Consider the following 15,643-nt stretch of genomic DNA (forward strand, 5'->3'; position numbering starts at 1 on the left):
CTCACAATCAATGACGATAAATGGCACAACGTAATCACCATTCATGGATATAAACATACGCGCATATTGAGCAAGAGAGAATTACAGCGGTCACAAAAAAGCCGGTGAGTTTCACCGGCTTAGGTCAGAGTTGCAGCACTTTCAATTGTCGTTGAGACGGATGCCGTCTTTTTCGATGATGATCAGGCCTTTCTTGTATAAGCTGCCAATGGTTTTCTTGAACGTTGCCTTGCTGGTTCTGAATGCTTTGAAGATATCATCAGGTGCTGACTTATCGCTCAAAGGCAAAAATCCCCCCTGCCGCTCCAGCGCTGTCAGAATTTTATCCGCCAGATCGTCCACTTTCGCTTTGCCGGCTTTTTGTAATGACAAATTGATCTTGCCATCCGGACGGATCTCTTTGATATAGGCCTTCAGTTTCTTACCAACAAACAGCTTGCCAAAGGCTTCTGTCTTGAAGAAAAGCCCCCAGTGTAAATCTTCAATCACCGCTTTGTAGCCCAGCTCAGTTGTTTCTGCGATCAAGACTTTCACTTCATCACCAACCTGATAAGGTGCCGGTGTTTTATCCAGAAAACGATTCAGTTTGGTCGAGCCGACGATGCGGCCGGACGCTTTATCGGTATAGATACGCACCAGAATATTCTGGCCGACTTCCAGTCGACGGCGCTGCTCACTGAAGGGCACCAGCAGATCTTTATCCAATCCCCAGTCAACAAAAGCGCCGACCCCAGAAATGCCAACGATCTTCAACAAGGCGAAATCGCCAACTTGTGCCAGGGGTTGTTTCGTCGTTGCAATAATGTCATCTTCAGAATCAAAATAGACGAACACCTCCAGATGATCCCCCAGAGATGTGCCTTCAGGCACAGACGATTTCGGCAGCAAAATATTGCCAAAATCCTCGCCACCATCCAGAAACACGCCAAAATCTACAATTTTTACGACTTCCAACGTGTTGTACTGACCAACTTTAATCATAAATATGTCACTCTCAGGGTAAACTATTCCAGCGGATATCCGCCTCAATCTCCGGTCAGCAGGGTTTCTGACACGAAACTAACGCTGTACGGGAGAAAGCAAGCTATTTTGAAACGCGCATTATACGTGATGTTGATTCAGGCTGCCTGACCAAAATAGGCGTATCTGACCAAAATTTCTGCTGTCGAGCCATAACTCGTTGTCTGATAGTGCTATTTCACACGAGTTTACACTAAAATTCTAACAGTACCTGAAACCAGAAAATCCATATCACAGAACCTTCAGAGAGGAATCGATTCCAAGTGATCACCGTTGAAAAGAAAGATGGCCATAACCTGAAAATGTCCCATGTCATTCATGAGGCCAAAAATCGTCAGCTTGATGTATTTCTTTTCATTCCCGGTGAGCTTGGCCTGAACGCCAATATCATGTCTGAAGACGAGTTCTACCATAATGTGATTCACGGTAAGCGGACTTACTTCAGTGATGTGCATCACCTTCCACTGGTCCACAGCAGACTCGCCAGCCGTGGCAACCTGCCATCCGGCCAATATCGCTTAAGCCTGAGCCTGTTTGCCTATCAGTACGCTGTCGCGTTAGAAGAAACCATCCACCAGTTGCTCGATGACAAAGTGGAGCGAACCACAGAAGAGCTGGAAGAAGTCGCCAGCGTCTCTTCAGGTATCCTCAAGCGGTTACGCCGGAATGTGCCCAGTGATGAAGAACTGCTCAAGTATTACCAGAACATAGATAACTATTTATCCTGGTTTACGGAACAGCGTTTCCTGTCGTTAGTCGCTCACCTGCCAAGAGCGGAAAACTACAGCGAAATTAAAACACTGTATCTGGATTTCTGTCAGGCCGAGTCTGATCACCGTTTATCCAATCACTATAACTCTGAGCGTGCAACGGCAGATCCAACACGCATGTCGAACAAAATGCGGCTGCTGCGACGCCTGATCGAATACCCGGTCACCATGAAAGAGAGTACGACTGTATTAGGCAATACCACCAAAAAAGTCGTCACGGGATTTGCGGCCGGTTTTGTGATGATCTTTGTCACCATCATGTTGATTGAGGCCCGCGGTGTGCTGGGTGACATTACCGCGTCGTTTATCCTGGTACTGTCGGTGATTTATGCCGCCCGCGAGGTGTTTAAAGACGACCTTAAACACGCGCTGTGGCGCTGGGTCCGAAAAGGCAAGCCCAAGTGGCGTAAACAATTCTTTGACAGCGACAGCAATAAACTGATTGGCCGCCAGCTGGAATGGCTGGAGTACATGCGCTACGACACCCTGGATGACGACATCAAGAAGGCACGCAAACACAAGGTGTCGGCGAAAGAAGAAGCTATTTTGCATTACAAAAGTACCACCCGAATGTCGACGACCAAGTTTCTGACCGGGTATGAGCAAACCAAAGAGTCGATTCTGTTTGATCTGCGGTTTCTGTCCACACTGATGGAAAAAGGCTCCCAGAAGATTTATGTCATGCGTGACGGACAGGTGGCGCGAGAGTCAGTTGAGAAGCGACATCTCATCAACCTGATCACCCGGGAGAGCGACGAAGATCAGGAACCCAGAATACAACGCTGGAAGATCATCATGAACCGCTCAAAGATCGTCGATATTGAGGCGATTGATTGATTTCCCCTGACTTACTGACACCTGAGTTGGCCTCTTCTATCATTATGTGATGAGGAGGCCTGCTTTCCGATACCATTAACCCTACATTTTATGCCTTGTTTACCCGCTGTAACTTGGTACGCTACCTCCTCTTTTATCTTGCTGGCGGCCATGATGCGCAAACTGACCGAATTAATTTTCAATAATACTTACAGTGAATTACCCAGTGTATTCGGGACTCGGGTAATCCCCCAGCCTCTGGATAATCCCTGCCTGGTCAGTGTCAATCCTGCCGTCTGTGACATGCTGGAGCTGGATCCTGCTGAAGCACAAACCTCTTTTTTTGCCGAACTGTTCACCGGCAACGAATCGCTGCAGGGCTTTGATCCGCTGGCCATGAAATACACAGGCCATCAGTTTGGTCAGTACAATCCAGACTTAGGGGACGGGCGCGGCCTGTTGATGGGGGAAGTGATCACCTCACAAGGCAAAAAATGGGACATCCACCTGAAAGGCTCCGGGCAGACGCCTTATTCCCGCATGGGCGACGGCCGTGCGGTGTTACGCTCCAGTATTCGTGAATATCTGGCCAGTGCAGCCATGAAGGGTTTGGGTATCCGCACCACGCATGCCCTGGCCGTGTTCACCAGCGACACCCCCGTTTACCGGGAAAAAGTGGAACCGGGTGCCACACTGATCCGGGTCGCCGAAAGCCACCTGCGGTTCGGGCACTTTGAATACTTGTTTTATACCCAGCAGCACGCAGAACTGAAACTGCTGGCGGATTATCTGATCAAGCATCATTTTTCCGATCTGCTTTCTCATGCCACACCGTATGCGGCTATGTTCCAGCGCATTGTTGATCTCACAGCCACCTTGATTGCCGACTGGCAAGCCGTTGGCTTTGCGCATGGCGTGATGAATACCGACAATATGTCCGTGCTCGGTCTGACATTTGACTATGGCCCTTACGGGTTCCTGGACGATTATCAGCCCGGCTTTATCTGTAATCATTCAGACTATTCAGGCCGCTACGCGTTCAACCAGCAACCGTCCATTGCGCTCTGGAATCTGTCTGCGCTTGGCTACGCCTTGACCCCATTACTCGACAAAGAAGAGATTGATGCCGCCTTACACAGCTATCAGTCCCGTCTTCAACAGGAATACAGTATCCGGATGCGCAATAAGCTGGGGATAGTAGAGCGCCGTGAAGAAGACAGTGCCCTGTTCAGTGAGATGTTTGAGCTGCTCGCCAATCAGGCGATAGATTACACCCTGTTCTTCAGAACACTGACGGGTATTCCTGCCGATAAACTGACAGACAGCAGTCACCTGTTTTCAGAGCTGGTGAACGATCCTGCGCCCCTGCAAGCCTGGCTGAACAGTTACGCGAAGCGACTGACACTTGAGCAAAGCAATGATGCGGAACGACTCGCATTAATGCGGCTGCATAATCCCAAATACATCCTGCGGAACTATTTAGCCCAGCAAGCCATTGAGCAGGCGGAAAGGGGCGATTATGCCATGGTTGAAACCCTGCTGACCGTGCTGGCCAACCCTTATGATGAGCATCCTGACGATGAGCATCTGGCGGTGAAACCACCACAATGGGGAAAAGCACTGGAAATCAGTTGCTCGTCTTAGCGAGCACGCTTCTCCGGCACGGTAGCAATGAGCGGCAAGTAAAAAAGAGCCTGAATACTCAGGCTCTTCGTGGTTATTTCGGGCTGCAGATAAGGCTCGACACCGAGTGCTCCGATAGCCAGCGCTGAAGCTTTGGCGGAACCGTTGCAGAGCGTGACAGAAATTCACAGGGCTTATTCACTTCCCTGCTCTTTTTCAGCGTCTGTGCCGCCAGAGATAACACTGCCTCATTATCATAAGGCTCGTCATAATCCAGTGTTTTATTGGCCGGATCGATCGCCAGCGTCAGTTGTGCCAGATGATCCAGATCGATCACCACACCATCAAAGTAATGCAGAAATTTATCCGCCATCACAGCATTGGCCGGTAAATCACACATCAGATGCACCTGCAAACCTGACTTTCCGCGAAACAAACCTTGTTCTGCCAGCAAATCATGAACGGATGCCGCATCACTGTAGGTCCGGACAAATGGAATCACGATGGCGATTGGCAGATCACCGGTCACAAGGCGCAGCTGTTTGATAATTTTACACTGCAATGTAAACATCCTGGCCCACTGCGGGTGCAGATAGCGAGCCACACCGCGCAGCCCCATCACGGGGTTTTCTTCTTTCGGCATTAAATGACCGCCAATCTGGGTACTTTCTCCGGCAATTTCCGCACCGCTGAGTCTCAGCTTCAGTACCGGTTTGGTCTGTCCTGCCGCAATACGTTTCTGAGCAAATTCAGACAAATCACTCACCAGCCGATCCACCAGAAAGCTCTCAGTCTCTTTGCCGCCTGTTATCTCTGACAGCGCAGATTTCTCATCATCACTGAGCGCATCCGGCTGACACACGGCACTGAGAAGAATTCCTGTTTCAGCGATTAACGCATCTAAGCCCACCAAGACTGTATTGCTGACTTCACCCGTTGACCTTGACACCAAATGCGAGCGCGTTAATGCAACTGCTTTACCCGCGACAACATGGGTCGCCCACTCCTCTGCGGACATCATAGCCATCTCCCTTACACTGCTGTTTATTATGCGTTCTTTCACCCAAGTCCCTCACATCTGAATGACCTGGACTGCGAGCAACATGATTATGCTTACAGGAAACATAACAATTCACTTTTATCCGGTGCAACCATTATTCCGTTTTTCTTCAGATCCCTTTAAAAACAGGCCATAAAGGCAATGGATATTCATCGTTTGGTTTATTCCTGTGCCCTTTTAGGCTATCTTTATCCGTCATCAATGTTACACCTGAAAAGCAGGCGCCCAAATGCCCCAAAAAACCGATGAACTTCGTACCATCAGTCTCGGACGTATGCCTTCTCCAGACGAGGTAGAAGCCGCCCATCCGATGACCGATCCCATCGCCGAACATATCGCTCATTCCCGCCGTGAGATCGAAAACATTCTGACCGGCAAAGATAACCGCCTTCTGGTTATCGTGGGTCCATGTTCAGTCCATGATACAGAAGCTGCCCTGGACTATGCGCGTCGCCTGCTGACACTGAAAGACAAATACCAGGAAAAACTGTGCATTGTCATGCGCACCTATTTCGAAAAACCGCGTACTGTTGTCGGCTGGAAAGGCCTGGTTTCCGATCCTCATCTTGATGGTAGTCTGGATCTCGTTGCAGGCTTGTACAAAGCCAGAAAACTGCTGCTCGACATTAACCAGTTGGGTATACCAACAGCGACCGAATTCCTGGATATGATCACAGGTCAGTACATTGCGGATTTAATCAGTTGGGGAGCGATTGGCGCACGGACCACAGAATCTCAGATACACCGTGAAATGGCCTCTGCGCTTTCCTGCCCGGTAGGATTTAAAAACGGCACCGATGGTAATGTGAAAATTGCAATCGATGCGATTCGTGCCACCCGCGCACCGCACGTTTTTTGCTCCCCGGCAAAAAATGGCGAGATGACGATCTACAAAACGGCTGGTAATCCGCATGGTCACATTATTTTGCGTGGCGGAAAAATGCCAAATTATCACGCAGAAGATATTCAGGCAGCCTGCGATGCGCTGGAAGAATTCGCGCTGCCGACTAAGCTGGTGGTCGATTTCAGCCATGGAAACTGTCAGAAGCAGCATAAACGCCAGCTTGATGTGGCTGCCGACATCTGCAAACAACTGACAGATGGCAGCCGCTACATTGCCGGCATTATGGCAGAAAGCTTTATTGTCGAAGGGAATCAGTCACTGGAAAGCGGTCAGGAAAAAGGCCTGACCTATGGGCAATCCATCACAGATCCTTGTATCAGCTGGGAAGATACTGAAGAAATGCTGGCCATGCTCGCTGCGGCAGTCCAAAAACAATAAGCCAGGCCTTCAAGCCACGAGTTACAATAATCCGGCGTTTTATGATATAAAAGCGCCCATTAACAATGATGAGCAGGAATACACCATGCCTTCTTTTGATATTATTTCTGAAGTCGATACCGTTGAATTGAAAAACGCGGTAGATAACAGTAACCGCGAGCTGGATACCCGCTTTGATTTCCGCAATGTAGAAGCAACTTTTTCTCTGGATAAAGAAATCGTGAAAATGTCTGCTGAAGCAGAATTCCAGCTGCTGCAAATGCGCGATATCCTTCGTGGGAACTTAGCCAAACGCGGCGTCGATGCCCGCGCGATGGAAACCAAAAACATCGTGCACACAGGGAAAACCTATTCGCAGGAAGCCATGTTTAAGCAAGGGATTGATACCCCAGTGGCTAAGCAGATCGTGAAGATGCTGAAAGATTCCAAGATCAAAGTACAAGCATCGATTCAGGGCGATAAAGTCCGGGTCACCGGAAAAAAACGCGATGATCTGCAAGCAGCAATGGCGCTGGTTCGAGGCTCTGAAGAACTGGATAAGCCGTTCCAGTTTGAAAATTTCCGCGACTGATTCACCCAGTATCCATTGGTTTCAGGAAGGCAAAGGATGCCTTCCTGATCATTCACAGTATCAATAGCCACACTTTTTACACCACTCCAATTAAGTTGCAGGGCGTTATCACAACTTCTCAGCAAGTCGCTGACTCCTTCACTGATTCCTGTTGCTTGCTATCACAATTTGTCATTTCACCTCACGACAAAACCGCCATAAGCGATACCTTATTTTGCAGTACATTTTTTCGGCTAACAGGCCGGTTTTTACTGCACTTAAGGAACCAACCATGAATCACAGTCACTTACTGCAAAGGACACTGAAAACCGTCCTGATCAGCAGTGCTTTGCTCTCTGCCAGTGTGATGGCTACGGCAAATTACAACCCCGATGGTGTCTACAGCACCGGCGAACAAGTCATTTATCTGGGAAATACCTATCAGGCTTTGCGCACCACAGAAAACGAGGCACCCGATACGTCTCTGGGCGATGCCTGGCAACAGGTCAATCCACTGAACGCGACCTCAGCAACCACAACAACCTACCCGGCCTATCAAAGCACTGCTGTGTATGTCGGTGGTGACCATGTTTCTTACAACAGCCAGATTTATAAAGCCAAATGGTGGACACAGGGTGAAGCACCAGACGCCACACCCGGCACAGGCGTCTGGGAATGGGTCAGTGCAGACAACACCCCTGATCCAGGCCCCGGTCCCGATCCGGATCCGACACCTGACCCTACCCCCACCAACGGCATCATTGGGCAGAACCCGGACGGCAGCTATATCATGAGCAAATCCTATCTGGATGCCCGGGAAGCCGAGCTGACCAGCTCACCTGAATTCACAGAAGTACTGGCTTCTATCAGCACACGCGACAACGCCATTGTCGAGGCCGTTGTGCCAGGTTTGTCCACCAACCCGGATAACGTCAAGCGGGTTGAAGCCTTAATCAGTGAGCAAAAATGGGAGACGCTGTTCCCGGAGCGTAACGCCGCCTATACCTACAATAACTTCCTGAAAGCCGTCGCGAAATTCAAAGGATTCTGCGCCACTTATACCGATGAACGCGCTGCGCAATCTGATGCCATCTGCGCCAAATCTCTGGCCGTCATGTTTGCGCATTTCACTCAGGAAACCGGCGCCCATAACCCTCACTCGCCTTACGAAGAATGGCGACAGGGCCTATTCTTTGTTCGCGAAGCCGGGTGTTCGGAAGAGGCCTCTTCCTGTGGTTACAACAGTGAATGTGCCGCCAGTAACTGGCAGACTGAACAGTGGCCATGCGGCACCAACCCTGACGGCAGTTATGTGAAGTATTTCGGGCGCGGCGCGAAACAGCTGTCATACCACTATAACTACGGACCATTTTCTGATTTTATCTTTAACGACGTGAACGTGTTGCTGCAGGATCCGGACCGTGTGGCTGACAGCTGGCTGAACCTGGCATCTGCGGTGTTCTTCTTTGTGTATCCCCAGCCACCGAAACCTTCCATGCTGCATGTGATTGACGGGACATGGCAGCCAACAGCAACTGATATTGCTGAGAAGCGCGTACCCGGTTTTGGTGTCACCACCATGATCATCAATGGCGGTATTGAATGTACGCTAGAGACCGAGAAACCTCAGTCAGTCAACCGTATTCAATACTACCGGGGCCACGCGGCCGCTCTGGGTGTTGATATTCCCGCTGACGAACAACTGGGTTGTGCCGGTATGAAAGCGTTCAAGAAAACCGCTGAGAGCACATTTGGCCTGTACTGGGAAAATGACTGGGGTTATTACCCGGATAACCCGGGTGGCAGCAGCTTTGCCTGCCGGATTGAATCCGGCTATCAAACCGCGCACACTACGCTGAAAAAAGGCGATTATGCCAAGTGTATTCAGAAATATTACGGCGTGACGATTGAGTAATATCACGCATTGCTGCGACATCAGATAATCATTCCGGGATAACAGCATCAGGCTCTTATCCCGGATTTTTCATGCAATCACTTGAAAATACGCAAGCTGTGATACCGATTCCCCTATCTGCTTTCTATCCCTTGATTTCTTTTTGTCTCACCGCTGAGTTTGTTAGAGTGCCACTGCAATCGTTACTGACGATTCTCAAGCAACACTTTTTTCACCACTGACGGAAAAACTGCATGACCCTGCCCGAACGCCCATCTGACGAGCAACCTGAAAATCCACTTATCTGGCCCATTCTCGGCCTGCTGGAAAAACACCCCGATGGATGGATGGTGCACACCCTGGCGGAATCGCTGAAGCAGCAAGGATTACTGAACACCTTAGATGAGGTTGCTGAGCAGGATCTTTTCAAGCGAAATTTTCTGCTGATGAATGCGTTATATCAGCTGCAGCAAATGTTGTTGCCCGGCCAGTGGCTGCAGGCGCAGGCAATGGATATCAAACTGATGCACAATCCGGGTGATCAGCAAGTCGACGAGCAAGACCCGCTCAGGGAGTATTATCTGGACTGGCAGAATTATAACTCTGATACCCACGCCATCCGTGACCTGCTATCGACGTTCTGGCAAAAGTATCAGCAACACATTGGCAACCTGAGTGTCACGACAAACGCCTCTTGGCAACAGGATCTGGCCGTGCTTGAACTTCCCGCAGACGCCAGCCCGGCACAAATACGCAAACAATGGCGAAGATTGGCGCTTCGCTGGCACCCAGACCGTCCAGAGGGCGATACAGACAAGTTCCGGCTGGCCTGTGAAGCCTGGCAGCGCATTCAAAGCCGCCTCCACAACTAACCCCCAAACATCAACTCATTCAAATTTTTCTAATAAGCTGTTCGTCAGCCTGAACTGTTCTCTTGCCTCTGCCCGGCGTACACTTTTTCAAAATACGCCGGAAGCTGATATTCGGAGGCAATCATGGCAATCAGACAAATTCAACAAATCCTGCGCTCTCACCCATCTTCTGATGGTGATGGTGTCAAAATTCAACGCGTGCATGGTTTCGACAATGCGGCATTCTCACCTTTTCTGATGGTTGATGAACTCAAGTCTGATCAGGCCGCTGACTATATTGGCGGGTTTCCACCCCATCCGCACCGAGGCATTGAAACACTGACTTATATGTTACGTGGTCACTTTCAGCATCAGGACCACATGGGCAACAAAGGCGAACTGAAAGACGGTGGCGCGCAGTGGATGTCAGCAGGTAAAGGAGTGATTCACAGTGAGATGCCCATCATGTCCGACGGGCAATTGCATGGTTTTCAGATCTGGATCAATCTGCCTGCCAGCAAGAAAATGTTGCCGGCTCAGTACCATGATTTTCAGTCTGACGTGATTACAGAGAAACAGCTCAGTGAGAAGAACTTAATTCGCGTGATTGCAGGCGATCTCACCATTGACGGCGACACCCTGACCGGCCCGCTGCAAGATACAGGTGTCCCCACCACGATTGCAGACTGGCGTGCCGCTGCCGGTGAGCAGTTGAACAGTTGTCTGAACCCGGATTTCCAGGCCATGCTGTATATTTACCAGGGTGGAGTCAGTATTGAGGGGCGCCATGCCAAAGCCGGAGAACTGGTGATGTTAACTGCCGGGGAAGGCCTGGCAATCACGGCGACAGAAGAGACCGGGCTGCTCTTGCTTTCGGGCACTCCGATTCATGAGCCAGTGGCACATTACGGCCCGTTTGTCATGAATACCATGGACGAGATCGAGCAAGCAATTCGTGATTATCAGACCGGCCAGCTGACCGACTGATAACGGACAGATAGGCATACCGCCATACGAAAACAGCCCGCAGAACTGCGGGCTGTTTTCTTTTTCTTGGACCAATCAGTATAAGCTGGCTTCACCTTCCGGGCGGGTCTTAAACCGACGATGCAGCCACATGTATTGCTCAGGTGCTTGCATAATCATCGGTTCTACCGCATGTTTGTTGATATACGCTGCCGCCGCATCCGGATCTTTATGCGGAAAATCTTCCAGCGGTTTAAATACTTTCAGCGTATACAGGCCGTCATCCGTATCACGCACCATAGCAATCGGCACAATCGCGCAGTCCGTGGCATCAACCAACAAACTGGTGCCGACTGTCGTACATGCCTTTTCAACAGCAAACAGGGGCGCAAAGGTTGAACGGCGACGACCATAATCATGATCAGGGGCATACCAGACCCGCTCCCCTTCACGCAAGGCGCGGAACATCCCTTTGACATCTTTGCGATCCAGCATATAACGGTTAGAACGTACCCGGCCCTTAAACTGGAAATAGTCAAAACAAGGGTTATTATTCGGGCGGTAGACACCAACCCCCGGAGCCCGAAGGCCGAATGCGCGGGCACCGACTTCCAGGTTCATGGAATGAACGGCAACCAGCAGAACTCCCCGTCCTTGCTTATCCAGCTCATCCAGATACTCAGCACCTTCAAACCGAATATGTCGCTTAATCCGCCATTCCGGCCAGAACCAGGCCATACCGGTTTCAAACAAAGCCAGACCGGCATTGTCGATATTTTTCTTGACCAACACATCGCGCTCTTCCTTTGGCATATCCGGAAAACAAAGTTCCAGATTACGCTCAATCGTATAGCGGCGCTTTTTAAGCAGTTTGATGGCCAGCCTGCCAACCCCTTTCCCCATCAGAAACTGAATGCGGTACGGAAGTAAGCTGATGAGTTTCATCGTGCCGATCATCAACAAGGTCGGCCAGTATCGGGGGTGAAGAAGTTCGGCCTTAAATTCCGGCGCCGTCAATTTGCTCATAACAGAGACGATTTTCCTTATTGTTTGAAGCGAAGCCTGCACTGTCATCGTCGCGGGCAGACAGGAAAAGAACAATGTATTGTATACCAGCATGATAAGCTTGCAAGAAGCACAACACCTGGTCTGTTCACCTGAGCACTCTCCCTGCAGTACGGAAAAAGAAAAGCCACCCGCAGGTGGCCAGTTGAAAATTATAATTGTAGTCTGTTGTTATTATTATTCTGAATCCCTGCACAGAATCAGCGCTTCCCCTAAGCCCTGAAGCAGTGATCTCAGATACTCCCTCTTCTTCCACATCACGACATAAACATGGTCGCTATACGCGCTTTGTTTCTGCTGTGTCTGGTTTCATTTTATGATTGCACTATTCAGGCCAACTTTTTCAATCTATGACTTTCAGTCAGTTATCGTTGTTGCAAACGGCAGAAGCCAGGCAGTTGTAAAACGTTCTGACAGTAACAAGGGCTGCCTGGCGACCTAAAACGCCGTTCATCCTGACAGTAATTGGTGGTACTCTGACTGGGCCAGTCAAGATGTTTAAACGGAGTGAACACGGCAGCTATGTCCATCAGTAAAACCAAATCCAGTTTCTACCGACGCTTGTACGTCGCTCATCTGATCGACCAGGGTATCGCGACAGTTCCCGCACTGCTGGAATACACAGGTATGCCGCGACGTACTGCGCAAGACACAATTAAAAGCCTCTCAGACCTCGACATTGTGTGTGAGTTTAAACAGGCCGAGGGAGAGCGTCACCGGAGCGGTCGGTATGAAATTCAGGAATGGGGCGCCATCAACAAACAGTGGATTGCTGACAATCTCACGGACATAAAAGCGGTACTTGATTACCCCTGATGAGCGATTTGCTATGCAGGTTATCGCAGCCTGCAACTCATATTGCATTGCATTTTGCCTGTCTGATTTTCAGACACCCCGGCACGCAATGCCGCACAGGCTCAAAAAATAGACTAAAACCTAATGAAGGGCGGCGTCAGTCATAGAAGCGAAATTACGTCTGGGCACGACCGCTTGTATCACAAGTGTTTGTAGCCTGTGACAGAAAAATGTCATATTGACTTGATTGCAAAGTAACCTAAGAGACAGTTTATCGCGAAACCAGCGCTAAAAATGGCGTGTTTACTGGCTATATTAGCAATATGTTGTGCTAATATTCGGGCCAAAATTTTTCAGCTTGTCACGGACAAAGAGAAGACAAATATGGCTTTAGACTTTTCAAAAATGACTGTGGATTTATCCGCAATGCCAACCACTCTTGATATGGCGCATGGCGTACTGGCTGCGCTGGTTGTAATTTTGTTATTGCTCTATGTGACAAAGAAAGGCAAACCGGTAGAAGTTGAGAAAGTCATCGAAAAAGAAGTCCAGGTTGAGAAAATTGTCGAAGTAGAAAAACCCGTTGAAAAAATTGTTGAAGTCGAGAAGATTGTCGAGGTGGAATCGAAACTCAAGACCGCAACGCCAGACGCAGCACTTCAGCTCCTGTCTCTGCTGCAAAAAGAAGCGCGTTTCATCGACTTTATGCAAGAAGACCTGAAAGGCTTTGCCGATGCTGAAATTGGTGCGGCAGCCCGTGTAATTCACGAAGGTGGTAAAAAAGTACTGGATGAATATTTCAGCTTTGCGCCAGTGCGCAGTGAAGAAGAAGAAACCCGCATCACCTTACCAGAAGGCTTTAATGCTTCTGAAGTCCGCCTGACAGGCAATGTGGTGGGTAATGCGCCTTTCACTGGCACACTCATCCACCGCGGATGGAAAGTCACAGAGATCAATTTACCTAAAATGTCAGACGGACACGACCCACGTATCCTGTCGGCTGCAGAGGTTGAGCTATAATGCAAGCACATCAAGAACATAAATACAGTGTGGGTATCGACCTGGGTACGACCCACTGCGTTCTGTCTTATGTTGATTTACAACAGGACGAAGCACCAGTCACCGTGATGCCAATCGCCCAACTCACCACGCCGGGCAATGTAGAAGAAAAATCGCAATTGCCTTCTTTCATGTATCAGGCACACGAATCCGAACTGGCGCCAGGGGATACTGCCCTGCCGTGGGATGCCCAGCCCAATGCGATTGTTGGTGCGATGGCACGCCATTTAGGAAGCAAAACCCCTATTCGTTTAATCGCCAGTGCCAAGAGCTGGTTGTGCCATGGTGGTATTAACCGCCGCGATTCCTTTCTGCCGCTGAATTCACCAGAAGAAGTGACAAAAGTTTCTCCACTGGCAGCAACCCGCGCTTACTTATCCCACCTTGCCAAAGCGTGGGATCATAAACACCCTGATGCGTCACTGTTCGATCAGGATGTGACCATAACCGTACCGGCCTCTTTCGATCCGGCAGCGCGCGATTTAACAGCAGAGGCGGCCCGTGAAGTGGGCTTCAAGCACCTGACACTGTTGGAAGAGCCTCAGGCAGCGGTATACAGCTGGATCAAAAATAACGATGACACATGGCGTGATCAGGTCAGCGTGGGCGATGTCATTCTGGTTGTCGATATCGGTGGTGGTACAACCGACCTGTCTCTGGTCGCCGTAACTGAAGAAGACGGCAACCTGACGTTAAATCGTGTTGCTGTCGGTGATCATATTTTGCTGGGTGGCGATAACATGGACCTGGCGCTGGCTTACCGTCTGAAAGCCAAACTGGCTCAGGAAGGCAAGCAGCTACAGCCCTGGCAGATTCAAGCCATTACCCACGCTTGTCGCGATGCTAAAGAAGCCCTGCTGACAGACAACACTCTGCAGGCTATTCCCATTGTGGTGCCAAGCCGTGGTTCAAAACTGCTGGGCGGTACACTGCAGACTGAACTGACACAAGAGGAAGTACAGCAAACGCTTGTGGAAGGCTTCTTCCCACAAACAGGCATTGAAGAGCATCCGGTTGAAATACAGCGCGGCGCCCTGACCCAAATGGGACTGCCTTACGCACAAGATGCCGCGATTACCCGCCATATTGCCGGTTTTCTGAGCCGTCAGTCATCCGCAGTGGATGAACTTTTTGATAGCTTTGAGCAAATTCATGACGGCTTCATTCGCCCGTCTGCGATTTTGTTCAATGGCGGTGTGCTGAAATCTGAGCTGCTTTCTCAACGCCTGACCTCCACCATTAATCAATGGCTGACTCAGGCCGGCAGCCCAGAAGCCAAGCGCCTGCAGGGACTGGATCTGGATCTGTCCGTTGCACACGGGGCTTCTTATTACGGTTCAGTGCGCCAGGGCAAAGGTGTTCGCATACGTGGTGGCATTGCCAGCAGCTATTATGTTGGCATTGAGAGTGCCATGCCGGCCATTCCAGGTATGGAGCCGCCTGTAGAAGCACTTTGTGTGGCACCTTTTGGTATGGAAGAAGGCAGTCATGCAGAAGTATCAGGCAGAGAATTCGGCTTGATCATTGGTCAGCCAGTGACCTTCCGTTTCTTCGGTTCAACGGTTCGCCGTGAAGATGCCCCCGGGGTCCTGCTTGACTGGTGGCAACCGGAAGAGCTGGAGGAGTTGCCAGCTATTCAAGTGACTTTACCGGTATCCGATGGTCGTTCTGCGGGACAAATCGTTCCCGTCTCACTGGCTGCACGGGTGACAGAACTGGGCACCTTATGCCTGGAAGCCATTCCAACCGATGGCGGGCAAAAATGGCAAGTAGAGTTTGACGTTCGGGAAAGCTAATGCTTTCTCAGATGATATTTCGACGGCGCATTCATTGCGCCGTTATTTTACCCAGCTTACCCAGTCTCAGCCACATGCTAGTTACAAGGTAACTTC

13 protein-coding genes are annotated in these 15,643 nt (G+C 50.0%); 10 read left to right on the forward strand and 3 right to left on the reverse strand.

What is annotated here, in order from left to right; translation table 11 throughout:
• Positions 1 to 141: 141 nt before the first annotated feature.
• Positions 142 to 981, reverse strand: a complete 840-nt coding sequence (locus LN341_RS08125; RefSeq protein WP_046221263.1) for a S1 RNA-binding domain-containing protein — start codon at positions 979 to 981, stop codon at positions 142 to 144.
• 302 nt (positions 982 to 1,283) lie between these two features.
• Between LN341_RS08125 and LN341_RS08130 the strand changes: the two genes are divergently transcribed.
• Both LN341_RS08130 and LN341_RS08135 read left to right on the forward strand, forming a co-directional pair.
• Positions 1,284 to 2,627 (forward strand): hypothetical protein, encoded by a 1,344-nt coding sequence (locus LN341_RS08130; RefSeq protein ID WP_234202990.1) that lies wholly within the window; start codon positions 1,284 to 1,286, stop codon positions 2,625 to 2,627.
• A gap of 153 nt (positions 2,628 to 2,780) precedes the next feature.
• Positions 2,781 to 4,250 (forward strand): YdiU family protein, encoded by a 1,470-nt coding sequence (locus tag LN341_RS08135; protein WP_234204980.1) that lies wholly within the window; start codon positions 2,781 to 2,783, stop codon positions 4,248 to 4,250.
• A gap of 73 nt (positions 4,251 to 4,323) precedes the next feature.
• Here LN341_RS08135 and LN341_RS08140 read toward each other — a convergent pair whose 3' ends face one another.
• A complete protein-coding gene (locus LN341_RS08140) occupies positions 4,324 to 5,250 on the reverse strand; it encodes a putative PEP-binding protein (protein ID WP_234202991.1) in 927 nt (308 codons plus the stop codon).
• Between the two features lie 268 nt (positions 5,251 to 5,518).
• Between LN341_RS08140 and LN341_RS08145 the strand changes: the two genes are divergently transcribed.
• The 5 genes from LN341_RS08145 (at position 5,519) to LN341_RS08165 (ending at position 10,853) form a co-directional block, all read left to right on the forward strand.
• Entirely contained in the window at positions 5,519 to 6,571 is a 1,053-nt protein-coding gene (locus tag LN341_RS08145) for a 3-deoxy-7-phosphoheptulonate synthase (protein ID WP_304622686.1), read from the forward strand.
• Positions 6,572 to 6,656: 85 nt separating this feature from the next.
• Positions 6,657 to 7,142 (forward strand): YajQ family cyclic di-GMP-binding protein, encoded by a 486-nt coding sequence (locus LN341_RS08150; RefSeq protein WP_046221267.1) that lies wholly within the window; start codon positions 6,657 to 6,659, stop codon positions 7,140 to 7,142.
• 271 nt (positions 7,143 to 7,413) lie between these two features.
• Complete coding sequence (locus tag LN341_RS08155; protein ID WP_234202992.1) at positions 7,414 to 9,036, forward strand: glycoside hydrolase family 19 protein; 1,623 nt, start codon at positions 7,414 to 7,416, stop codon at positions 9,034 to 9,036.
• Between the two features lie 233 nt (positions 9,037 to 9,269).
• Entirely contained in the window at positions 9,270 to 9,887 is a 618-nt protein-coding gene (locus tag LN341_RS08160; protein ID WP_234202993.1) for a DNA-J related domain-containing protein, read from the forward strand.
• Positions 9,888 to 10,010: 123 nt separating this feature from the next.
• On the forward strand, positions 10,011 to 10,853 hold the full coding sequence (locus LN341_RS08165; RefSeq protein WP_234202994.1) for a pirin family protein: 843 nt from the start codon (positions 10,011 to 10,013) through the stop codon (positions 10,851 to 10,853).
• A 75-nt stretch (positions 10,854 to 10,928) separates the two neighbouring features.
• On the opposite strand, the gene lpxL is transcribed toward LN341_RS08165, so the two are convergent.
• On the reverse strand, positions 10,929 to 11,858 hold the full coding sequence (gene lpxL, locus LN341_RS08170; RefSeq protein WP_046221270.1) for an LpxL/LpxP family Kdo(2)-lipid IV(A) lauroyl/palmitoleoyl acyltransferase: 930 nt from the start codon (positions 11,856 to 11,858) through the stop codon (positions 10,929 to 10,931).
• Positions 11,859 to 12,419: 561 nt separating this feature from the next.
• On the opposite strand from lpxL, the gene LN341_RS08175 reads away from it, so the two are divergent.
• The 3 genes from LN341_RS08175 (at position 12,420) to LN341_RS08185 (ending at position 15,547) form a co-directional block, all read left to right on the forward strand.
• Positions 12,420 to 12,713 carry a helix-turn-helix domain-containing protein gene (locus LN341_RS08175; protein WP_027252143.1) on the forward strand — a complete coding sequence of 98 codons (294 nt, stop codon included), beginning with the start codon at positions 12,420 to 12,422 and terminating at the stop codon, positions 12,711 to 12,713.
• Positions 12,714 to 13,097: 384 nt separating this feature from the next.
• A complete protein-coding gene (locus tag LN341_RS08180) occupies positions 13,098 to 13,712 on the forward strand; it encodes a DUF2760 domain-containing protein (RefSeq protein ID WP_046221343.1) in 615 nt (204 codons plus the stop codon).
• On the forward strand, positions 13,712 to 15,547 hold the full coding sequence (locus LN341_RS08185; RefSeq protein ID WP_234202995.1) for an Hsp70 family protein: 1,836 nt from the start codon (positions 13,712 to 13,714) through the stop codon (positions 15,545 to 15,547). Before LN341_RS08180 ends, LN341_RS08185 begins: the two co-directional genes overlap by 1 nt.
• Positions 15,548 to 15,643 lie beyond the last annotated feature (96 nt).

This window comes from Photobacterium sp. TLY01 (assembly GCF_021432065.1).
Lineage (GTDB): Bacteria > Pseudomonadota > Gammaproteobacteria > Enterobacterales > Vibrionaceae > Photobacterium > Photobacterium halotolerans_A.